This is a genomic window from Melioribacter sulfuriphilus (genome assembly GCF_052656625.1).
Genome location: NZ_JBQXXK010000004.1, coordinates 382,559 through 404,644, shown reverse-complemented (window position 1 = coordinate 404,644; position 22,086 = coordinate 382,559). Strand labels below are relative to the sequence as shown.

The following is a 22,086-nucleotide window of genomic DNA, read 5'->3' as shown; positions in this document are numbered from 1 at the left end:
ATCAGGTTGAAACAGCAGGAATTATGCAAGATCCATTACCGAAGTTAAATGCAAATAATTTTTCTGAAGTATATAGCGAGAAGTATAATTTTAGTTTATTTAAAAACTATCCCAATCCGTTTAACCCCGCTACGAAAATCAGATTTAGCTTGCCCGAAGCGAGCTTTGTTACACTGAAAGTATATGATGTGCTTGGCAGAGAAATAAAAGAATTGGTAAACGAAGTTAAACCGTCCGGAGAATATGAAGTTGAATTTAACGGAAGTAATTTGCCGAGCGGCACATATGTTTACAAACTAACCGCAGGAAAATATTCTGCAGTCGGTAAAATGACTTTGATGAAATAAGGCGAATAATTGATTAATAGAAATTAGCGGAGAGCAATATATGATTATGAATGATGCTCTCCGTTTTTTATATATGTATTTAATATAACACAGCTATGAAATCTTTGTGATGATCCATTAGTAAATCCATTATATCTTTACGGAAGTCTGAAAGTAACCCACTCGCCCGAATATACGAAATTCGCAAACAGAATAATAAATTTGTTCGACGGACGCGTTGTGAATTGAAACCGGAATTTATTACTTTGTTTTAATCATATAATAGTTTTATTCCGGATCGGATGGACAGCTAAAAGTACAAACGCGATAAATATGAATAATAATTCTTATCCGCCATTCATGCTATACGCTGCATTAATGATTCTGCGAAAATCAACGCTAATACATTTCCATATAAAAAATTACTTTGTTTAATAATAATTTATTCTGTTCTCAATAATTATGGACACACTCAAATATCTGATGCTCGTTAGAGAATTCCCACTAAAATTTAAATAAAATTTAGATTATCTTTGTATGGTTATTTTTCAAGAAACGGAGGGAAAATGGAATATTTAGCTTCCGGAAACAGATACGACAAAATGAAATACAACCGCTGCGGGAAGAGCGGCTTAAAACTACCGGCAATTTCATTGGGATTGTGGCATAACTTTGGCGGAGTCGACGTTTTCGAAAACGGGCGGGCTATTGTACGCCGCGCGTTCGATCTCGGCATTACTCATTTCGATCTGGCAAACAATTACGGACCGCCTCCGGGCTCCGCAGAAGAAAACTTCGGGGTCATTTTGAAAAAAGATTTGAAGCCTTACAGAGACGAATTAATCATTTCCACAAAGGCGGGATGGGGAATGTGGCCGGGCCCTTACGGAGACTTCGGCTCGCGTAAGTATTTGATCGCATCCCTCGATCAAAGCCTTAAAAGAATGGGATTGGAGTATGTCGATATTTTTTATCATCATCGTCCCGACCCTGAAACTCCTCTGGAAGAGACAATGGGCGCGCTCGACCAGATTTTAAGAAGCGGAAAAGCTTTGTATGTCGGAATTTCACAATACAAGCCCGAAGAAACTAAAAAGGCGGTCGATATCCTGAAGCAAATGGGTCATCATTTATTAATTCATCAACCTCGTTACAGTATGTTCGACAGATGGATTGAAGACGGTTTAACCGACTTGCTCGAAAAGGAAGGAGTTGGAGCCATCGTATTTTCTCCGCTGGAACAGGGACTGCTTACCGATAAATATTTAAAAGGAATTCCGGAAGGTTCGCGCGCTTCCAAACCGTGGGGCTTTTTGAAACCCGAAAGAATTACTCAGGATAAACTTGAAAAAGTGAAAAAACTGAACGAGATAGCCGCAGGCAGAAATCAAACTTTGGCTCAAATGGCAATAGCGTGGGTATTGCGAAAACCGGTTATTACTTCCGCATTAATCGGCGCAAGCAAAGTGGAACAGATCGAAGACGCCGTCAAAGCGCTCGACAATCTTGAATTTAGTTCGGAAGAGCTGAACAAAATAGAGAAAATATTAAATGAATAACTCACAAAATAATTGGGAGATGTAAAGATGAAAGGAGATGCAAAATTACTCGATGTATTGAACGATTTATTGGCTGACGAATTAACAGCCATTAGCCAGTATATGGTTCATTCCGAAATGTGCGAACAATGGGGCTACGGAAAATTGCACGAAGCCATCGAAAAACAGGCTATCGACGAAATGCACCATGCAGAATGGCTCATTCAAAGAATTCTGTTTCTCGAAGGCACTCCGGTAGTTAACAAATTGAAAAAAATGAATATCGGGAAATCGGTCCCGGATTTTATCAACAACGACCAGGAAGCCGAAGCTGACGCGGTAAAAGCTTATAACGACGCCATTGCTCTAGCGCGTAAAGTTGGCGACGAATCGACAGCCGAATTGTTGACCAAAATTCTAAAGATGGAAGAAGGACACGTTGAATGGGCTGAAAAGCAGCGCGCTCAAATTTCTCAAATGGGTCTCGACGGCTATCTTTCGAATCAGGTTTAACTGTCGATTCATCGTCGGTCTGAAACTGAATTTTTCAACGTAAATAATTAACCGCCGAGTTCGCAGGAAAACGCCGGGAATTTTCTTAGAAGCGTCTTGCGTCTTGGCGGTTAATTATATGTTTGTTATAAAGCGGGAGACAATTTTTTGAAGCAGCATAAATACAAGCGGGAGCGGAACTAATTTAATAAGAGGAACGAATGAATTTCAAAGTAATAAAAAGCAATATAGTTTTCGAAGGAAAAGTATTCAGCGTAAAAGTTGACGATATTCAGTATAACGGCAGCGGTAATCTGGCAACGCGTCAGGTTGCGGTTCATCCGGGAGGAGCCGTCGTTCTTCCGCTGAAGTCAAACGGGAAGATTATTTTTGTAAAACAATTCAGATATCCGCATAACGAATTTGTTATCGAATTGCCCGCCGGTAAACTCGACAAAGGCGAAGACCCACAAAAATGTGCCTTAAGAGAACTCAAAGAAGAAACTGGCTATTCGTCAGAGAAAGTTATTAAATTAGGAAAAATTTATACTACCCCTGGCTTTTGCAATGAAGTGCTTCATATCTTCCTTGCAGAAAATTTGATAGATGGAGAACATGCACGCGAAGAAGGTGAAGAGGATATGGAATTGCTCGAAATGACACTCGAAGAAGCTGAAGAAAAAATTCTTAAGGGCGAAATCGTAGATGCTAAAACTATAAGCGGACTAATGATGTTAAAGTTGCACTACAAAAATGAGTAGTTGATAACATTAATAATTTTTTTGATATCCTTTTTTGCATATTATTTTAATTATAAAAATTAGCTAACTGCCAAATTTGTAGCTTTACAAATATACAATGAAGGCATAAAGTATTATTAATTGATGCTTTCAGCGTCCATTTCATTTAATTATTAAAGTTGAATAAACGTTTTTTGTCGGGCTACGCGGTTTTATACAGACTCAGACAATTTGAATATCAATTCAAAATGTTTTGTTAATGTGGCCTGCTGTTTGTTAGATGAATTCGTCTACTAAATTTGGAAATGAATTTTCTCCTTACATAAGATTATTAGCAATTTCTAAAAAACTACAAAAAGCGAATTTCAAAAAAATATCATCTCATGCATTAGTTAATTCTTCAAGCTCCACTTTATGAATGTTGTTAATTTTTTTGCCCAGGAAGCGCTCTGCTATTAATTTGAATTTTGATGGCAGGTCGCTTACATAATACTCGTGTTTCCCTTCATGAACGGAGTTATTGCGCAGTTGTCTGCCGTTAAGATAATCTTCAACAATCATGGCTGCTGGGGTGCCGGAATCAATCAATTTAACTTTTTTGCCGATCACTTTTTGAATTGTATCTCTCAGGAGAGGATAGTGAGTGCATCCCAGTACGAGAGTGTCGATATCTTTTTCTTTTAATTCTGTCAGGTATTCTCTGGCAATCAATTCAGCTGCTTTATGGTTGGTCATACCTTCTTCGGCCAACGGTACAAACAGAGGACAGGCTTTTTCGTAAACTTGAACTTTCGGGTCAAGTTTTTTTAATTGTTTCGAATAAGCTTTGTTGTTAATAGTAGCGTAAGTGCCAATAACTCCTATTTTGCGATTTCGTGATTCTGCTAAAGCCATTTGTGAACCCGGCTCAATCATTCCGATTACAGGCACCGTCAGTAATTTGCGTAATTCATTGAGTGCTACCGACGAAGCAGTATTGCAAGCTACTACAAGCAGTTTAATATTTTTTCTAAGGAGAAAATTTGCCGCCTGAATTGAATATTCAATTACCGTATGGTTGGATTTATTTCCATAGGGTACTCTTGCGGTATCTCCGAAATAAACTATGTTTTCATTAGGCATCAAGTTGGTAACTGCTCTTACAACCGTAAGACCTCCGATACCCGAATCGAAAAATCCGATTGGGTTTGTTCTGTTCATAAAATTCAATTTACCTCCTATAACATTTCTTCGATTGTTTCCGTTAGTTGTTGAATGATTAATTCGTAATCGTTGGCGGATACTTTCCGTTTATGGCGGTCGAGGATATAAAACGAATCGACTATATCGTCGGCCTTTGTATTGATTTTTGCAAAGTAAATCGATAGACCAAGTTCGTTCATTTTTCGCGTAATCTGATATAATAACCCGAGCCGATCCGGTGAAAATACATCAATGATTGTGTATCTATCGTGCTTTTCAAAAACAATCTTAACTTTGCCTTTACGCTTGAATAGTTTGTTTTCGAGACGCCACCATTTGGATTTAATACGGTTGAATTCTTTTGTTATCTGAAGCTCGTTTAAGGCAGCTAAAATTAAATCTGACTTTATCTTTTCGTAGCGGGATTTATCCACAGCTTCATTTGTTCTGAAATCTGTTACATTAAAATTATCGATTACAATTCCGTCCTTGCGAGTAAATATTTTTGCATCGTGAATATTCAGATCGTTGATTGACAATGCACCGCAAAGCCTCGAAAGGAGGGCATCGGAATCACGCGTAATTACGGTAATCGATGTATAACCTGCCTCTTCTTTGAAAAAGACAGAAACTTTGGAACCTTTCTCGATTTCTTCAATGTGTTGATTAATTTCTTCAGCAGAATAAAATTGTAAGTAACCCAGATCGTCAATCGATTCAATATGCTCTTTGACAGTTTTGTCTAAAAAGACCTCCGATTGCTCCATTATTTCGAGCATACTCGAAGCTAATAGTTCTTCGCCAGTAATTCTTTCTTCGAGCATTCGTTTGGTTTTATGATAAAGTTCGTAGAGCAGTTCGCCTTTCCACTGTGTCCATACAACAGGAGAAACTGCTGATAGATCGGCATACGTAAGAAGATATAAAAGATCGAGCAGTTCGGTATCCGGGAATAAATCTGAAAATAGATTCAATGTTGTCGGGTCGTTTAAGTTTCTTCTGAATGCAACCTGTTCCATTGTAAGATGGTGTCGAACAAGGAACTGAACCTTTTGAATTTCTTCCGTGCTATATCCGAGCTTTTCCATTACAGAACTTGCAATTTCAGCACCAATAATTTCGTGTCCGGAAATAGTGATCGGTTTTGCAATATCGTGGAAAAGCACAGCCAGGTAAAGAATATCTTTGTTTTTTATACTCAAGAAGAGACGACTTAGTGTATTTGATTCGTAGCTGAGATTTTCGAGATTAGTCAATGCGATTAATGTATGCTCGTCGGCTGTATAGCAGTGATAGACGCCAGGTTGAAAAAAATTTACTAACTCACCAAATTCAGGCAGGAATGCGCCAAGTACCCCCAGCTCGTTCATTACATTTAGTGTTTTACTCACATTTTTAGGTAGCCTGAGAATTTCTCTGAAAAAGACGGAAGATTGATGTTCGGTTTCATTCGATTCTTCCAGGTCGACAACGGCTTCGATAATTTTTGAACGGAGAACGTCGTCAAAACGAGCGTCGTGTAACCCTCGATAATAAAATGCCCGGAGTATTACCGACATTGTAAGTTCAATGTCGCTTGCAAGATAAATTATATTGCCCTTCATTGTAAAATCTTCATCGAGCGGAATGGAAAGATAATCTGAAATCGGTTTAGACATCTCATCTTCGAAGCGCTTTGACATAGTTATTGTAAAACGTTTTATAACGTTAGCCGAATCAAAATAGCGACGCATATATTCCTTCCAGTTGCTCTCGGTATAGCCATGCCGAAGGGCAATTTTTTCCTGATCGCTGAATTCAAGACGGTCGTTTTTATGACCGGAGATTAGATGAAGATGATTTCTTGTGTTTAATATGAACTTGTAACTTTCAAATAATCTCTTTGCTGCTTTGGGAATAATTATTTTATCTTTTTTAAGAAGTTCGAGAAAGACTTCGGTTTGTGTAACTTCTTTCTGTGTATCAATAATTATATCGTTCTTGAGAGAATAGATCCATTGCAAAACTTGCAGGTCCCTCAGACCACCAGCTGTATATTTCACATTTGGCTCGAGTACTTTTGCAGAAGAGCCATACTTTTGATATCTGAGGTTTATATCAACGAAATATTCGTTTATCAGATTCTTTTTTGTTTCCTGCTTGAGAGAACTCAAAACTTTTTTATTCCATTCTTTATAAATGTCGTCGTTGCCGCAAATGAATCGTGTTTCGAAAAATTGTGTGAATGCATGAAGGTCTTCTTTTAAAAATTTATTTATATCAGAATAATCCCTGACAGTGTGAGAAACTTCGATACCGGTATCCCAGAGAATTGTTACGCACTGTTTAATAATATTGTCGTTGCGAGGCACTTTGTCGTAGATAAACATTATATCGATATCTGAATATGGAGAAAGTTCACGTCTTGCAAAACTACCGACTGCAGCAATAGCGCAATCAAGTTTGATGTCTTTTAAAGTTCTGAGAATAAATTCTTCGACGAGGACGCTCCATCGAATCGAAAATTGAAAAGCATCTTTCAGAAGATCATCATCGTTGAAAAGGAGGTGTCGTTCCGCTATAAATATTTCTTTTAATTTGAGTGCTTCGTTCATATTTAAATAATCGGGACTGACAGTCCGTCGGATTAACTTTTGCCAGTCCCGTAAACATTTTTAAAAAATGACTTTACAATTTTACGAATTTTGCCTGGAAGAATCTCAAATATTTTGGTTCGTAGACCATTTTTAATCCTTTAATTTTCTTTCTGTCCTGATAAACCTGAGCTATCGATTCAACTGTAACGTCGATGTGGGATTGGGTATAAACGCGGCGCGGGAAAGTCAAGCGAACCAGTTCGAGTTTGGGATAACGGTTCTCGCCTGTTTTGGGATCTCTGCCTGCAGAAACAATTCCGCGTTCCATTCCTCTTACACCACTATCAATATAAATTTCGGCAGCTAAGGATTGTGCAGGGAATAAATCCTGTTTGAGATGAGGCAAGAATTTTTTTGCGTCCAGGAAAATAGCATGACCTCCAAAGGGATAAACAAGTGGGATGCCATATTTTTCGAGTTGCTTGCCACAGTATTCCACCTGTCCAACGCGTGAACTTACATTTTCAAATTTTACCATTTCCTCAATTCCTCTTGCCATAGCTTCCATGTCTCTGCCTGCCAGTCCTCCGTAAGTGTGAAGACCTTCATACACTACTACCATATTGCGTGCTTCTTCGTAAACTTTTTTGTCGCGTGTAGCTAAAAATCCGCCGATATTTACCATCAAATCTTTCTTTGCACTAACCCAGAGACCATCGAAATAGCTGCACATTTCTTTTAGTATCTGTTCTATCGATTTATTTTCATATCCTTTTTCCCGGACTTTGATAAAATATGCGTTCTCGGTTGCACGAGTTGCATCGAACCATAATTTTATTCCGTGTTTCTTGGCAATCTTGTGTACCTCCTTAAGATTTTGCAACGAAAAAGGTTGCCCTCCCGCCATATTGACCGGTCCAGCCATACTGATATATGGAATTTTTTTTGCACCAACTTTTTTAATCAAATCTTCTAACTTATCTGTGTCGATATTGCCTTTGAAGGGATGTTTGTTCTGAGGAATATGAGCCTGGTCGATAATTACGTCGACGAAAGTACCGCCGGCAAGTTCCTGATGTAAACGTGTAGTGGTGAAGTACATATTGCCTGGGATATAGTCGCCGGGCTTGATCATAATTTTTGAAATAATATGCTCGGCTGCTCTGCCTTGATGAGTAGGGACGAAAAAGGGCATACCGTAATATTTTTTAATGTTGTCCCATAAGTAGTAAAAATTTCTACTGCCGGCATAAGCTTCGTCGCCCATCATTAAGCCCGCCCATTGATAATCGCTCATGGCGTTGGTACCGCTGTCTGTAAGCAGGTCGATATAAACGTCTTCGGATCGTAGGAGGAAGGTATTATAGCCGGCTTCCTTAGCGCACTTTTCACGGTATTCGCGCGTAGTCATTTTAATGGGTTCGACCATTTTGATTTTAAATGGTTCAGCCCAGCTTCTTTTGATTTTCCGTTTTGCCATTGTGTGACCTCACGTTTTTTTGATCAGATTTGCGATCGGTTATTAATTCCAATAGCTTTTGGCTATTGCTCTTTCTGATATTCCGCAATAATATCAGAATGAATTCCGCCGCGTGTATTAAACTTAGCCGTCAATTTCATTTTACGTGGTTGAAGCACCTCCACAAGGTCGTTCAAAATTCTGTTTGTGACTGCTTCAAAATAGATGCCGTCGTTACGGAATGATTGGAGATAGAACTTGTATGATTTTAACTCGACGCAAAGCTTGTCGGGGATATATTCTAAGATTATAGTTGCAAAGTCGGGCTGACCGGTCTTGGGACAAAGTGATGTAAATTCCGGGGCAGTATGGATAATTATGTAATCTCTTTCTGGATTGGGATTCGGAAATGTCTCAAGTATTTTTTGCTTTTCATTCATAAATTAACCTCTGCTTTTCTTTGCTTGAAAATTTTTATACCAATTGAATTTTCTGATGTACAAAATTAGTTAATTACTTTTCAGACGTTGATAGATTTTCAATGCAAGTATTTTTTGAACATCAACATAAGAAGTCAAACTAAATATAAGAACGAAATAATCGTCTTCGAAATTTTTAGCTGATTTCGTTTCGTAATGAAGAAAAAAGTTTTTGTAATCTTTCATAGTATGGTTGCAATATCCCGAGTTTCATGATCTCAGATTCTTAATTTATTTTTTATACACAGGACGGATTTTGTATGGAATCGGATCTTCAATACCAGCAATTTGGAAACCACGAAGTCTGAAAGCGCAACTGTCGCAAACGCCACAAGCCTCGTCTTCATTCTGATAACACGACCAGGTTAAGTGTAATGGCGCGTTGAGTTCCACTCCTTTTTTAATTATTTCCGCTTTGGAAAGATGAATAATTGGAGTATGAATTTTAATTTTTGTTTCGGGTTTTGTACCAAGATCTGCCATCTTTTCAAAAGCTTCGAAAAATTCTGGACGGCAATCAGGATAGCCGCTGGCATCTTCGTAAACTGCCCCAATAAAAACAGCTTCGGCTTTTAAAACTTCAGCCCAGCTTATACAGGCCGATAGTATATTTGCATTTCTAAATGGAACGTATGAAGTGGGAATTTCTCTGCTCTCAATGTTGGCGCGGGACACTTCAATCTTCTTATCGGTTAAAGATGAACCGCCAATTTTCGAAAAATGAGTATAATCGATGACTAATTTATGTTTAACATTGTAAAATTCTGCAATGTCATTAAAAGCCTTTAATTCCCGGTTCTCGGTTCTCTGTCCGTAATTTATGTGCAGGAGTGCCAGTTCGTATTCCTTCTTGGCAATTGCTGCTGTAACACAGCTATCCATTCCTCCGCTTAGAGCAACTACAGCTAATTTTTTCATCTCACCCTTTTATTGTTATACTCAAAAATAACAAAATTCAACTACAATTATAGGCGAGCAACAAAACGGCACGATTCGGCAGGCAATCATCGATAGATTGTCGAATAATTTTACGATTCTTGATTAACCAGCCCATTTTTGATAAGTTTCAGTTCAATTTATAACAATTTTTGTGTGTAATATGAAATATCCTTTTGAATCGATCGAACTTAAGTGGCAAAAATATTGGAAAGACAAAAAAGTATTTAAAACCGATTTAACAAAGATTGACAATAAACTTTATGTACTTGTAATGTTTATTTATCCTTCGGCGGCTAAGATGCACATTGGACACTGGTACAATTATGGACCAACTGACACGTTTGCGCGCTATAAAAAGTTGAAAGGGTTTAATGTATTTGAGCCAATTGGTTACGATGCGTTTGGCCTTCCTGCCGAAAATTATGCAATTAAAACAGGCATTCATCCGCAGGACAGTACTCTTAAAAATATTAAAGACATTCGTGCAATGCTCGAAAGAATGGGAGGAATGTACGACTGGGATGCAGAATTGATGACGTGCGTGCCGGAATATTATAAATGGAATCAATGGCTTTTTTTACAGTTATATAAAAAAGGTTTAGCATACAGAAAAAATGCACCTGTTAACTGGTGTCCTTCGTGTCAGACAGTTCTGGCGAGGGAACAGGTGCTCAGCGACGGCGGCTGCGAAAGATGTGGCACTACAGTTATTCAAAAAAACCTGACTCAGTGGTTCTTTAAGATAACCGAATACGCAGACGAATTGCTCGAAGGATTAAATAAAATCGACTGGCCCGAAAAAACCAAAACCATGCAAATCAACTGGATTGGAAAAAGCTATGGAACCGAAATCGATTTTGCAATCGAAGGGTCGGATGAAAAAATTAGAGTATTCACAACCCGACCCGATACACTTTTCGGAGTCACTTATGTTGTCCTTGCGCCGGAAAATGAACTTGTACAAAAAATAACTAAACCAGAATTTAAAGAATCGGTTGAAAAGTATATCGAATCAATTAGATCTCTAACCGAAGTTGAGAGAACATCCACAACAAAAGAAAAAACGGGAGTTCCAACAGGCGCTTATGCTATTAATCCAATTAATGGTGAAAAGGTGCCAATCTGGATTGCCGATTATGTATTGGCAACATACGGCACAGGCTGCGTTATGGCAGTGCCTGGTCACGACGAACGTGATTTCGAATTTGCTAAAAAATTTAATCTGCCCATCAAAAAAGTAATTCTTCAACCCGGCACTGGCGAAAACGATGAATTGAAACAAGCTTATACTGATGTTGGCATTATGATTAATTCAGGAAAGTATAACGGCCTCAGATCCGATGTCGGTATCGAAAAAATTTCTGATGATATTGAAAAAGAGGGACTCGGCAAAAGAACGGTTAATTATAGATTGAGAGACTGGCTGATTTCTCGTCAAAGATACTGGGGTACACCCATTCCCATTATTCATTGCGATAAGTGCGGCGAAGTGTCTGTACCTGAAGACCAGCTTCCGGTAGTGCTTCCGTATGAAGTGAATTTTAAACCCGACGGTGGCTCGCCCCTTGCAAGTTGTGATGAATTTATAAAAACAACCTGTCCAAAATGTGGAGCGCCAGCCCAAAGAGATCCCGATACAATGGATACTTTTGTCGATTCGTCATGGTATTATCTACGTTACCTCGACCCAAATTACAAAGATGGTATGTTCGATACGGAACTGGCAAACAAGTGGGTGCCTGTCGACGTTTATGTCGGAGGAGCTGAACACGCTACGATGCACTTGCTCTATGCACGCTTTATCCATAAGTTTCTTAGAGATATTGGATTGGTTAACAGTGACGAGCCGTTCCAGAAATTAATTCATCAGGGTACGATTACGAATCAAGGCGCAAAAATGTCTAAATCGAAAGGCAACGTGGTCGACCCGAATGAATTCCTGTCGAAATACGGTTCGGATGTTTTTCGTATGTATTTAATGTTTATGGGACCTTATGAACTCGGGGGCGACTGGAGCGATAAAGGAATAGTTGGAGTCGACCGATTTGTTCAACGAGTCTATACTCTCTTTAATAACTATAAAGGAATTGCTACCGACACTCCTGTAAAAAATAAATACTTATTAAATGAACTTGCCGATGAAGAGAAAAAAATTTATCAAAAAGTCAATCAAACGCTGGCAAAAGTAGATACGGAAATTGATAACTTCAGATTTAATACAGCGGTTGCGGCTTTGATGGAATTACTAAATGACCTCAAAAATATTGAGCATTGCAGAAAAGAAATTCAATTATATACGCTCGAACGATTAGCATCAATGCTGGCGCCGCTGGCTCCTCATCTTGCAGAAGAATGCTGGAGTATACTGGGCAAACAAAAATCAATTTATGAAGAGCAGATTTGGTTCGAAGCGGATTCTGCGGCACTGGTAAACGAAACCGTGACAATTGTTGTGCAGGTAAATGGAAAAGTAAGAGCTAAAATTGAATTGCCCGTCGATACACCGGAAAAAGATGTAAGAAATATTGTATTTAACGACGACAAAATTAAAAGTTATGTCGATGGTAAAAAGATAATTAAAGAAATATATGTGCCAAATAAAATTTATAATATTGTAGTGCAATAAAAAGGAATCGCAGATGCTCGATATCAAATTTATTAGAGATAATCCGGACTTAGTAAGGAAAGGATTACGAGACAAGGGCGCTCCTGATAATGTGGAGCAAATTCTTGAACTCGATGAAAGAAGAAGGAAAATAATCGCGCGAAATGACGAATTAAAAGCGCTCAGGAATAAAGTGTCTTCTCAAATTCCAATTTTGAAAAAGAAGGGTGAAGATACTGCATCTGTTTTCGAAGAGATGAAAAGAGTTGGGGACGAAATTGCAGCACTCGATAATGAACTTCGTAAAATTGACGAGGAACTCGATGAAATTTTGAGATGGACTCCTAACCTGGCGCACGAATCGGTCCCTGTGGGTAGAAGCGCTGAAGAAAATGTTGAAGTGAGAAGATGGTTGCCTGAAGGATTTAGCTTTGAGAACGATTTCGAAATACTCGACCATATTGAACTTGGTAAAAAGCTCGACATACTTGATTTTGAAAGGGGTACAAAAATTTCAGGTTCGGGATTCCCGCTTTATAAAGGAGCCGGCGCTACACTCGAACGCGCTCTGATTAATTTTATGCTCGATTTCCATTTACAGAAACACGGCTATAAAGAAATTCTTCCGCCGATTCTCGTAAACAGAGATTCGATGAAAGGCACAGGGCAAATTCCAAAACTTGAAGAAGATATGTATTATATTGAAAAAGACGGCTTGTATCCGATACCTACTGCAGAAGTCCCGATTACCAATATACATCGTAACGAAGTATTGAGTGAAACCGAGCTGACGATAAAATATGTCGGTTATACACCATGTTTCAGGCGCGAAGCCGGATCTTACGGCAAAGAATCAAAAGGCTTTTTGCGCGTCCACCAGTTTAATAAAGTCGAAATGGTTAAGTTTACAAAACCAGAAGATTCTTACGAGGAACTGGAAGGACTGGTTAAGGACGCCGAAGACATTTTGCAAGCACTTAATATTCCTTATAGAATTATTCTTTTGTGTACAGGCGATCTCAGTTTTTCTGCAGCTAAATGTTACGATATCGAAACGTGGTCGCCTGCGGAAAAAAAGTGGCTCGAAGCTTCTTCGTGCAGTAATTTCGAAGCTTTTCAGGCCAGAAGAGCTAACATTCGCTTCAAACGAGAGGGTTCTAAAAAAACAGAATTCGTTCATACATTGAATGGCAGTGGACTGGCTACCAGCCGACTTATGGTTTCTTTACTCGAAAATTATCAAACGCCCGAAGGAAAAGTTATTGTTCCAAAAGCTTTGCAAAAATATACCGGCTTCGAAATTATCGGCTGACAACTTTAAGAGGAATTATTTCTATTTTACGGTTGTTTACTACCAGAAAGGACTTTCGAAAAGTTGTTCGGAAATTTAATCTATTTAAAAAAATACTTTCTCCGGTATAAAAGCAGTTACCTGCTTGGAATTCTCTTTATACTGATTTCTAATGTGGCTACTGTCTTAGTACCAATTCTGATAAAAGACAGCATAAATTTGCTCGGAAACAATCTGGATACCCACCTCATTTTTAACTATGCCCTGTATACTGTCGGCATTACTTTAATTGCTGGTGTGTTTCAGTTTTTCATTCGCGAAACAATTATTGTCGCTTCCAGAAAAATTGAATACGACCTGAGACAGGATTTCTGGGAACACATCCAAAAGCTGCCCTTACGATTTTTCCAGAACAATTCAACAGGAAATATAATGTCGCACGCAACAAACGATATTAATGCGGTGCGGTCGTTCGTTGGCCCGGCAGTAATGTATTCGATTGACAATGGCACATTATTCCTGATGATAATTCCAATTATGATTTCTTTAAGTCCTCTGCTCACTTTTTATGTGCTTCTGCCGCTGCCTTTTCTGTCGTATCTGGTTTATATCGTTATGAAAAAAGTCCATTTAAAATATACACGGATACAGGAAAAATTTTCCGAGTTAACTGAAAAGGCTCAGGAAAATTTTTCGGGAATCAGAGTTATAAAATCGTACGTCAGAGAAGATTATGAGTTAAAAGAATTTACTAAACAAAGCGAAGAATATCTGAAAAGGAAGATGGACCTTGTAAGGCTTCAGGCGCTTTTTCATCCTATCTTTTTTATTATCGCAGGTTTTTCTGCCATTATTGTAATCTTTGTTGGTGGCAGGATGGTAATCGACGGAGAAATTTCGCTCGGTATTATAGTTGCATTTATATCTTATCTTTCAATGTTGATCTGGCCAATGATATCTTTTGGATTTGTGGCCAATCTGGTGCAGCAAGCCGATGCTAGTATGAAACGCCTGTTAAAATTCTTTAACGAACCGTATGAAATTATCGACAGCGAACAAACCGATTACTCAATAGAAAATATCGAAGGACAAATAGAATTCAAAAATGTAAGTTTCAGATATAACGATTTTCTTCCGCCTGTACTCAATAACATCAATCTGAAAATAAACAAAGGCGAAACTGTTGCATTTATAGGCAAGACCGGAAGCGGTAAGACCACGCTGGTAAATTTAATTCCACGATTTTATGACGTAACAGAAGGTATGATTACAATTGATGGAGTGGACGTACGCAAAATACCTCTTAAGGTCCTCAGAAAAAATATCGGTTTTGTTCCTCAGGAAACATTTCTATTCTCGGATACTCTTGCCAGAAATATTATTTACGGTAATGGCGAAGAAGACGAGGAATTGATTAAATATGCTGCTCAAATTTCTCAACTGGCAAAAGACGTTGAATCTTTTCCCAAAGGATACGATACTATTTTAGGTGAACGCGGTATTACTCTTTCAGGTGGGCAGAAACAAAGAACATCGCTTGCCAGAGCTCTTGCAATCGACCCAAAAATTTTAATACTCGACGATTCTTTTTCTGCCATCGATACCCATACTGAAGAGGAAATCCTTAAAGGCTTGAAAGAATTCATGAAAAACAGAACAAGCATAATTATCAGCCACAGAATTTCAACTGTAAAAGACTCGGATAAAATATTCGTGCTTGATAACGGTAAAGTAGCTGAAGAAGGAACTCATGATGAACTTGTAGCATTAGGCGGAATTTATGCCGACCTCCACTACAAGCAGCTGCTCGAAGAAGAATTAAAAGAATTAAATTGAGGGGAAATTTATATGAAAAAAATAAAAGTCGCTTTTTTTTCAATACCGTCTAAAGAAAAAAACTACATAAATAGAAAGCTCGATAAAAATAAGTATGAACTCTTTTTCTACAAGGACACACTCTCTCCCGATAATCCAGTTATTAAAGATGCCGATGTTCTATCGGTCTTTATTTATGACAAAGTGGATAAGAAAATCCTTGACAAGGCAAAGAAACTTAAACTGATTGCCACAAGGAGTACGGGGTATAATCATATCGACACAGTCTATGCAAAGAAAAAGAAAATAGCTGTAGCAAATGTGCCTTACTACGGTGAAAATACAGTAGCTGAACATACATTTGCATTAATTCTGACTTTATCGAGAAACATTCACAAAGCATACGTCAGGGCACAGCAAAGTAATTTTTCGCTCGAAGGTTTGAGAGGTTTCGATTTACGAAACAAAACACTGGGTGTAATTGGCGCCGGCAGTATTGGCGTGCACGTCATGAAAATTGCAAGAGGATTCGGTATGAGAGTTCTTGCTTACGATGTAAAACAAAATCATATTCTGGAAGAACTTCTTGATTTCAAATATGTCGATTTAAGTACCCTGTTGAAATCCTCCGATATAATTACACTTCATTGCCCTTATAACGAAAGCACTCATCATTTGATCAATATGAACAATATTGAGCTTGTTAAAAAAGGCGCACTTTTTATAAATACCGCACGTAGTGGTCTTATCGAACCTCAGGCGCTCTATTATGCAATCGACAAAGGGATTTTTGGTGGAGCCGGCCTGGACGTTTTTGAAGGCGAAGAGCTTTTGAAAGAAGAAAATCAAATGCTTACAAAAAACGTCGAACTCGAAAAGATCGATGCAATTTTCAAAAGAAATCTTTTGCTAAGGCGCGAAAATGTTATTTTAACTCCTCACATGGCTTTCGATTCACATGAAGCGATCGAGCGGATTCTCGAAACCACCGCAGAAAATATTAACTCATTTTTCGAAAACAGGAACTACTATAAAGTAATTTAATGACCGATAACAGAAAAGACGATGAAATATTAGGGAAAGCCTACGACGCTAAATTAATGAAGCGGCTATTAACTTACGTTAAGCCGTACAAAGGTTATATATTCCTTGCAATTCTTTTGAATATTGTGGTCGCTATTTTGCCTTCAATTAGACCCTACCTGACCAAAATTGCAGTCGACGATTATATTGCAAATAAAAACTTCGAAGGACTGATAACAATCTCGGCACTTTTGCTCGGAACACTCTTGTCGCAAGCAGTGGTGCAATATTTTTTGACTTACTTTACGGAATTGATGGGGCAAAAGATAATTTTCGATATCAGGGTTCAACTTTTTCGTCACGTGGAAAAATTAGCTTTAAGATTTTTCGACAAAACTCCGATCGGACGAATAGTAACGAGAGTAACAAACGACGTAGAATCACTAAACGAAATGTTTTCGTCGGGAATCGTCTCGGTTTTTAGCGATGTCTTTGTTATTATTTGGATTTTCTTCTTTATGTTTACAATGTCGTGGGATCTTTCGCTTGTTACTCTTTCGGTAATTCCGATTCTTTTTTATGCCACTTTTTTATTCAGGAAAAAAGTTAGAGAAGCCTATCGCGATGTTAGGTATCACCTGGCTCGACTTAATTCGTACATGCAGGAACATATAACCGGAATGAATGTGGTTCAGCTCTTTTCAAAAGAAGAAGACGAACTGAAAAAGTTCTCTTCAATCAATAGAGATTACAAACATGCAAATATACGGTCGGTTTTTTACTATGCTATCTTCTTTCCTTTTGTCGAACTTTTAAGTGCTATATCGATTGGACTAATAATTTGGTACGGCGGTGGCGAGGTGGTACAAAACAATCTTACACTCGGCGTGCTAATTGCATTTCTCCAGTACACAGAAATGTTCTGGCGACCGGTAAGGGACCTTTCCGAAAAATATAATATTCTCCAAACTGCTATGGCTTCCTCAGAAAGAATATTCAAACTACTCGATGATAATACTTTCGTTAAAAATCCTGACAATCCGATTAAACTAAATAATGTAAAAGGAGAAATTGAATTTAAGAATGTCTGGTTTGCTTATAATCCTGGCGAATACGTTTTGAAAGATATTTCGTTTAAAATTAACGCCGGTGAAACGGCGGCAATCGTAGGTGCTACTGGTGCAGGTAAGACGAGCATTATCAATGTCCTAACGCGCTTTTATGATATCGAAAAAGGTACCATTTGTCTCGACGGCATCGATATCAGTAAAGTTGATAAAAGAGACTTGAGAAAATATATTTCAGTTGTTCTGCAGGATGTATATCTCTTTTCGGGTACGATAAAATCTAACATATCACTCGGCAACGAAGAGATAAGCGAACAACAGATAGTTGATGCAGCCAGAACAGTGGGTGCTCATGATTTTATAATGAAACTGCCAGGGAAATACAATGAGGCGGTTAAAGAAAAAGGGGCTACTTTAAGCGTGGGACAGAAACAATTGATTTCATTTGCACGTGCCCTTGCTTTTAATCCCAGGATATTAATTCTCGACGAAGCAACTTCGAGCATCGATACAGAAACTGAAATTCTAATTCAAAAAGCAATAGAAAAATTACTACGGGGGAGAACCTCAATTGTAATAGCTCACCGTCTTTCGACTATTCAGAATGCCGATAAAATTCTCGTTATGCATAAAGGAGAATTGAAAGAAGTCGGCACGCATCAGGAATTGCTCGCTCGAAAGGGAATCTATTACAAGCTTTATCAGTTACAATATAAAGATCAGGAAGTAATTAAAACAAACTAATGCAGGAGGCGTTATGCCCTTGAAGCAATTTATGACGCTCCCCCGTCATATCCTTGAAGGCGAAAAGTTGCATCCTGAGGCTACAGGAGAACTGTCGGCCATCCTACTGCAATTGGGACTTGCTGCCAAAGTAATCTCTCTTGAAGTAAACAAAGCAGGACTTGTTGAAATTCTTGGTTTTACCGGAAAGACCAACGTACACGGCGAAGAAGTAAAAAAACTTGACATCTTCGCACACGAAATGCTTATTCGAGCAATGGATCACGGTGGTCACTTCTGTGTTATGGCGTCCGAAGAAGACGAAAACATAATACACTTACCACCTCATCAAAAAATCGGGAAATATGTTCTTTTGTTTGATCCCTTAGACGGCTCGTCGAATATCGAAGCAAATGTGAGTATCGGTACAATATTTTCGATTTACCGACGCATTACGCCGGGTAATGGACCTGGCACAATTGAGGACTGTCTTCAACCTGGATACATGCAGGTGGCTGCGGGCTATATTGTATACGGTCCCTCAACCATTTTTGTCTACAGTGCAGGACACGGTGTATACGGATTTACGCTGGATCCAGCCTTTGGCGAATTCCTCCTTTCGCATGATAATATTAAAATTCCAGAACGCGGCAGAATTTACAGTATTAATGAAGGTAATTATAATTCATGGAGTGAGGGATTGAAAAAGTATATAAAGCATTTGCAGGCAAATAAGTTTGAAGGCAAACCGTATCAGTTGAGATATGTTGGTTCGATGGTAGCCGATATCCACAGAACACTATTGTACGGTGGTACTTTTATGTATCCGGGCGACAGGAGGAATCCAAAAGGTAAATTGCGACTTGTTTACGAATGCAATCCCCTTTCGTTTATCATTGAAGCTGCAGGGGGAATGGCTATCGATGGAGAAAAAAGAATTCTGGAATTAATTCCCTCGTCACTTCACGAACGAACGCCAATTTTTGCAGGCAGTAAAGATGATATTATTCTTTTGAAAAAATTCCTGAACGAAGAGAAAGAATAAAGCAGATTTTCAAGTGGCATAAAATTAAAGAAGGCTGGAAGAAATCCAGCCTTTAATATAAATCAGAAATTTTTGATGCCTTCGTCAATCAAAGCGGCAAGTTCTTGCTGGCTAATATTTTCAAACTTGATTTTTGCCGATCTCAAAATAACCGCTGGTGGATCACCTTCACCTTTTTTAAAACGATATAAATTGAATGCTAATCTGTACCTCTCATTCGGAATTGGTATATACTTTGCCAGCGTTTCAACAAAATTATAACATTTTTTTTCTAATGAGTCTTCGGGAAAAGTCTTTGTTCCGGGCGATGGTAATGTAGTCATAATTCAACTCGCATTTCATAATTTGTTTGTCAAAAATAATGAAGATTGTGCTTAGTTGCCAACGATATGGTTACGGGTTTTGAATCGTTCGACGAAATATCTAAATTTGCAATAAAAAATGGTATTCACTTTGTGAATGAAAATCGTCCTCTAAAAATTCTCGTAATACGACTCAGCTCACTTGGAGACGTAATACTGACCACACCTGTTATTCGCGCATTGAAGTCAAAATATAACAATTCAGAAATCGATTTTGTGGTTAAACCTCAGTATGTTGATGCACTGAAATACAATAAATATCTAAACAGAGTGCTGCAGTATGAAATAAATAATAAAAAGGAATTATTGAAATACATAGCCTCTCGAAATTATGATATCGTAGTCGATTTGCAGAATAATTTAAGGAGTAACAGAATCAATATTGCAGCGGGAGGACAAATATTCCGTTTCAGAAAACCGACCGCAAAAAAAATTTTTTTATCTAAATTCAGGATTAATTTATACGATAAAATTAAATCGATACCTGAACTTTATTCCACTGCAGTTCCCGGTTTGAAACTGGATGATTACGGTACAGAAGTTTTTTTGCCGAACGATATTCATATCGAATTGGATGAGGGCAATTATATTGGAGTTTGTCCTGGCTCAAAGCATTTTACTAAAATGTGGCCGTCTGACTATTTTGTTCAATTGGGTAACAAGATTTACGAAAGAGGAATTAAAACACTCCTATTCGGAGGAAGGGACGACAGGGAATTATGCAATACAATTGCCAGCAGAATTCCAGAGGCGGTAGATTTGAGTACGGATGACGACCTGCTAAATCTGGCGGCTCACATGAAAAGGTGTAAACTTGTTGTAAGCAACGATACTGGTTTAATGCATTTGGCTGCATCTCAAAATATTCCACTGATTGTAATATTTGGTTCAAGTGTCAAAGAGTTTGGTTTCCTTCCGTATAAAGTTAAATTTAGACTGGTAGAAAATGAAGGATTGAGATGTCGCCCCTGCAGTCATATCGGGCGGGAAAATTGTCCCAGAGGTCATTTTAAATGCATGACAGAATTAACCCCAGAACTTGTTTTTAATAATATTATAGAATTACTCGAAGATAGATGAAAATACTCTGGCAAATTTTATATAATGCTTTCTTTTATCCGCTCTTTGAGCTAATAAAAGTTGTTTCCCCCCTGGCAGGCGAAAAGGTAAGGACGAGTGTCGCTGACAGGAAGTACTTGTTCGAAAATCTAATTCCTGCTATTGCCGGTATAGACCGTAGAAAAAAATTGGTCTGGTTCCACGCATCTTCTATGGGTGAATTCGAACAAGCAAAACCAATTATTGAAAAATTAAAAGAAGAAAAAGAGTTAATAATTCTTGTTACATTTTTTTCTCCTTCTGGCTACCGAAATTCAATTAAATATTCACATGCAGATATAATTTCCTATATGCCTTTCGACACGATAAAGGATGTTAAACGTTTTCTGGACATAACGCAGCCTGACCTGGTCGTATTTATGAGATACGACATCTGGCCGAATACAATCTGGCAGCTCGAAAAAAGAGGTATACCATATATAATAGCAGATGCTACGATGCGCTCGGGCAGCAAACGTTTATTACCTGTAATAAATTCTTTTCATAAGCATGTTTTCGAAAGCGCTGCAAAAATTCTAACTGTATCTGAAAACGATGCCATTAATTTCCTCAAGTTCGGATTATCTCCAGAAAAAGTTATTCCTGTTGGCGATACGCGTTTTGACAGAGTTTATATTAAAAGCTTAACTGCAAAGGAAAAAAAAATCATTCGGGAAGATGTTTTGCAAAATAAAAAAACGCTTGTACTTGGCAGTCTCTGGGAGGCCGATGAGGAGATAATTTTTCCCGCCCTTATCAAGTTAATGAAATATGTGCCGGAACTAATGCTTATTGTCGTTCCACACGAACCCGATTTAATGCATCTCGAAAAGATTGAAAGCGATTTTCATAATAAATATTCCACAATCAGATTTTCGCTTATGAATCATTACAGAGACGAACGAGTGATTATTGTAGATTCGATTGGTATCTTGCTAACACTCTATAGTTATGCGGATGTTGCTTATGTTGGCGGAAGTTTTCGTCAAATTCATAATGTACTCGAACCGGCAGTATATGGAATTCCCGTCGTCTACGGTCCCAAAATTGAAACGAGCCAGGAAGCTATTCAAATGCATAAAATAGGCGGCGGAATTATTATTAAAAATAAAAAGGAAGCTTATAGAGCATTTAGGCGTTTGATTACCGACGATAAATATCGGTCTAAAATCGGGAAAATAGCTGGCAACTTTGTCAAATCCAATACAGGCGCTACAGATAAGATAATTAAAGAAATTTACAAATACCTATAAATAACCGTAATAAGTAAACCATCCGATTAAAAATACCTAAGTTGATAAAGTAATTCCAATTTTATACCTTTGT

The 22,086-nt window shown here is 38.2% G+C and carries 19 protein-coding genes; 12 read left to right on the top strand and 7 right to left on the bottom strand.

The annotated features are described in order from the left end of the window. The 4 genes from ACUN8G_RS07285 to ACUN8G_RS07270 all read left to right on the top strand — a co-directional run. Positions 1-347: T9SS type A sorting domain-containing protein (locus tag ACUN8G_RS07285; RefSeq protein ID WP_445480921.1), on the top strand; the 347-nt coding region annotated here is incomplete at its 5' end. 545 nt (positions 348-892) lie between these two features. After that, positions 893-1,885, top strand: a complete 993-nt coding sequence (gene mgrA, locus ACUN8G_RS07280; RefSeq protein WP_437347694.1) for an L-glyceraldehyde 3-phosphate reductase — start codon at positions 893-895, stop codon at positions 1,883-1,885. A 27-nt stretch (positions 1,886-1,912) separates the two neighbouring features. Continuing rightward, positions 1,913-2,377, top strand: a complete 465-nt coding sequence (gene bfr / locus ACUN8G_RS07275; protein WP_437347695.1) for a bacterioferritin — start codon at positions 1,913-1,915, stop codon at positions 2,375-2,377. 200 nt (positions 2,378-2,577) lie between these two features. Next, positions 2,578-3,117 (top strand): NUDIX hydrolase, encoded by a 540-nt coding sequence (locus tag ACUN8G_RS07270; protein WP_437347696.1) that lies wholly within the window; start codon positions 2,578-2,580, stop codon positions 3,115-3,117. A gap of 360 nt (positions 3,118-3,477) precedes the next feature. Here ACUN8G_RS07270 and murI read toward each other — a convergent pair whose 3' ends face one another. From murI to queC, 6 genes are all read right to left on the bottom strand, one after another. Continuing rightward, on the bottom strand, positions 3,478-4,296 hold the full coding sequence (gene murI / locus ACUN8G_RS07265) for a glutamate racemase (protein WP_437347697.1): 819 nt from the start codon (positions 4,294-4,296) through the stop codon (positions 3,478-3,480). 17 nt (positions 4,297-4,313) lie between these two features. Beyond that, positions 4,314-6,872, bottom strand: a complete 2,559-nt coding sequence (gene glnD / locus ACUN8G_RS07260; protein ID WP_437347698.1) for a [protein-PII] uridylyltransferase — start codon at positions 6,870-6,872, stop codon at positions 4,314-4,316. A gap of 73 nt (positions 6,873-6,945) precedes the next feature. Then, positions 6,946-8,334 (bottom strand): tyrosine phenol-lyase, encoded by a 1,389-nt coding sequence (locus tag ACUN8G_RS07255; RefSeq protein WP_437347699.1) that lies wholly within the window; start codon positions 8,332-8,334, stop codon positions 6,946-6,948. A 62-nt stretch (positions 8,335-8,396) separates the two neighbouring features. Beyond that, entirely contained in the window at positions 8,397-8,753 is a 357-nt protein-coding gene (queF, locus tag ACUN8G_RS07250) for a preQ(1) synthase (protein WP_437347700.1), read from the bottom strand. A gap of 69 nt (positions 8,754-8,822) precedes the next feature. Beyond that, positions 8,823-8,978 (bottom strand): hypothetical protein, encoded by a 156-nt coding sequence (locus tag ACUN8G_RS07245; protein WP_437347701.1) that lies wholly within the window; start codon positions 8,976-8,978, stop codon positions 8,823-8,825. Between the two features lie 45 nt (positions 8,979-9,023). Further along, on the bottom strand, positions 9,024-9,710 hold the full coding sequence (gene queC / locus ACUN8G_RS07240; RefSeq protein WP_437347702.1) for a 7-cyano-7-deazaguanine synthase QueC: 687 nt from the start codon (positions 9,708-9,710) through the stop codon (positions 9,024-9,026). 181 nt (positions 9,711-9,891) lie between these two features. On the opposite strand from queC, the gene leuS reads away from it, so the two are divergent. The 6 genes from leuS to fbp all read left to right on the top strand — a co-directional run bounded on the left by leuS (position 9,892) and on the right by fbp (position 19,300). Next, complete coding sequence (leuS, locus tag ACUN8G_RS07235; RefSeq protein ID WP_437347703.1) at positions 9,892-12,357, top strand: leucine--tRNA ligase; 2,466 nt, start codon at positions 9,892-9,894, stop codon at positions 12,355-12,357. A gap of 13 nt (positions 12,358-12,370) precedes the next feature. Further along, complete coding sequence (gene serS, locus ACUN8G_RS07230; protein WP_437347704.1) at positions 12,371-13,648, top strand: serine--tRNA ligase; 1,278 nt, start codon at positions 12,371-12,373, stop codon at positions 13,646-13,648. A 63-nt stretch (positions 13,649-13,711) separates the two neighbouring features. Continuing rightward, positions 13,712-15,463 (top strand): ABC transporter ATP-binding protein, encoded by a 1,752-nt coding sequence (locus ACUN8G_RS07225; RefSeq protein ID WP_437347705.1) that lies wholly within the window; start codon positions 13,712-13,714, stop codon positions 15,461-15,463. Between the two features lie 12 nt (positions 15,464-15,475). Beyond that, on the top strand, positions 15,476-16,486 hold the full coding sequence (locus tag ACUN8G_RS07220) for an NAD(P)-dependent oxidoreductase (protein ID WP_437347706.1): 1,011 nt from the start codon (positions 15,476-15,478) through the stop codon (positions 16,484-16,486). Beyond that, positions 16,486-18,276: an ABC transporter ATP-binding protein gene (locus ACUN8G_RS07215; protein WP_437347707.1), complete on the top strand. Its 1,791-nt coding sequence runs from the start codon at positions 16,486-16,488 to the stop codon at positions 18,274-18,276. The genes ACUN8G_RS07220 and ACUN8G_RS07215 overlap by 1 nt, the downstream gene beginning before the upstream one ends. A gap of 13 nt (positions 18,277-18,289) precedes the next feature. Beyond that, positions 18,290-19,300, top strand: a complete 1,011-nt coding sequence (gene fbp, locus ACUN8G_RS07210) for a class 1 fructose-bisphosphatase (protein ID WP_437347708.1) — start codon at positions 18,290-18,292, stop codon at positions 19,298-19,300. 62 nt (positions 19,301-19,362) lie between these two features. On the opposite strand, the gene ACUN8G_RS07205 is transcribed toward fbp, so the two are convergent. Beyond that, positions 19,363-19,623 (bottom strand): hypothetical protein, encoded by a 261-nt coding sequence (locus ACUN8G_RS07205; protein WP_437347709.1) that lies wholly within the window; start codon positions 19,621-19,623, stop codon positions 19,363-19,365. 66 nt (positions 19,624-19,689) lie between these two features. Here ACUN8G_RS07205 and ACUN8G_RS07200 point away from each other — a divergent pair, with 66 nt between their 5' ends. Next, positions 19,690-20,742 (top strand): glycosyltransferase family 9 protein, encoded by a 1,053-nt coding sequence (locus ACUN8G_RS07200; RefSeq protein ID WP_437347710.1) that lies wholly within the window; start codon positions 19,690-19,692, stop codon positions 20,740-20,742. After that, entirely contained in the window at positions 20,739-22,013 is a 1,275-nt protein-coding gene (locus ACUN8G_RS07195; RefSeq protein ID WP_437347711.1) for a 3-deoxy-D-manno-octulosonic acid transferase, read from the top strand. The genes ACUN8G_RS07200 and ACUN8G_RS07195 overlap by 4 nt, the downstream gene beginning before the upstream one ends. Positions 22,014-22,086: the final 73 nt, after the last annotated feature.

Coding starts and splice junctions, on each gene's coding strand:
- ACUN8G_RS07200 (WP_437347710.1), top strand. CDS start 19,690: ATGGTTACGGGTTTTGAATCGTTCGACGAAATATCTAAATTTGCAATA.
- queC (WP_437347702.1), bottom strand. CDS start 9,710: ATGAAAAAATTAGCTGTAGTTGCTCTAAGCGGAGGAATGGATAGCTGT.
- mgrA (WP_437347694.1), top strand. CDS start 893: ATGGAATATTTAGCTTCCGGAAACAGATACGACAAAATGAAATACAAC.
- serS (WP_437347704.1), top strand. CDS start 12,371: ATGCTCGATATCAAATTTATTAGAGATAATCCGGACTTAGTAAGGAAA.
- bfr (WP_437347695.1), top strand. CDS start 1,913: ATGAAAGGAGATGCAAAATTACTCGATGTATTGAACGATTTATTGGCT.
- murI (WP_437347697.1), bottom strand. CDS start 4,296: ATGAACAGAACAAACCCAATCGGATTTTTCGATTCGGGTATCGGAGGT.
- ACUN8G_RS07205 (WP_437347709.1), bottom strand. CDS start 19,623: ATGACTACATTACCATCGCCCGGAACAAAGACTTTTCCCGAAGACTCA.
- ACUN8G_RS07245 (WP_437347701.1), bottom strand. CDS start 8,978: ATGAAAGATTACAAAAACTTTTTTCTTCATTACGAAACGAAATCAGCT.
- ACUN8G_RS07215 (WP_437347707.1), top strand. CDS start 16,486: ATGACCGATAACAGAAAAGACGATGAAATATTAGGGAAAGCCTACGAC.
- ACUN8G_RS07195 (WP_437347711.1), top strand. CDS start 20,739: ATGAAAATACTCTGGCAAATTTTATATAATGCTTTCTTTTATCCGCTC.
- ACUN8G_RS07270 (WP_437347696.1), top strand. CDS start 2,578: ATGAATTTCAAAGTAATAAAAAGCAATATAGTTTTCGAAGGAAAAGTA.
- ACUN8G_RS07220 (WP_437347706.1), top strand. CDS start 15,476: ATGAAAAAAATAAAAGTCGCTTTTTTTTCAATACCGTCTAAAGAAAAA.
- queF (WP_437347700.1), bottom strand. CDS start 8,753: ATGAATGAAAAGCAAAAAATACTTGAGACATTTCCGAATCCCAATCCA.
- leuS (WP_437347703.1), top strand. CDS start 9,892: ATGAAATATCCTTTTGAATCGATCGAACTTAAGTGGCAAAAATATTGG.
- fbp (WP_437347708.1), top strand. CDS start 18,290: ATGCCCTTGAAGCAATTTATGACGCTCCCCCGTCATATCCTTGAAGGC.
- glnD (WP_437347698.1), bottom strand. CDS start 6,872: ATGAACGAAGCACTCAAATTAAAAGAAATATTTATAGCGGAACGACAC.
- ACUN8G_RS07255 (WP_437347699.1), bottom strand. CDS start 8,334: ATGGCAAAACGGAAAATCAAAAGAAGCTGGGCTGAACCATTTAAAATC.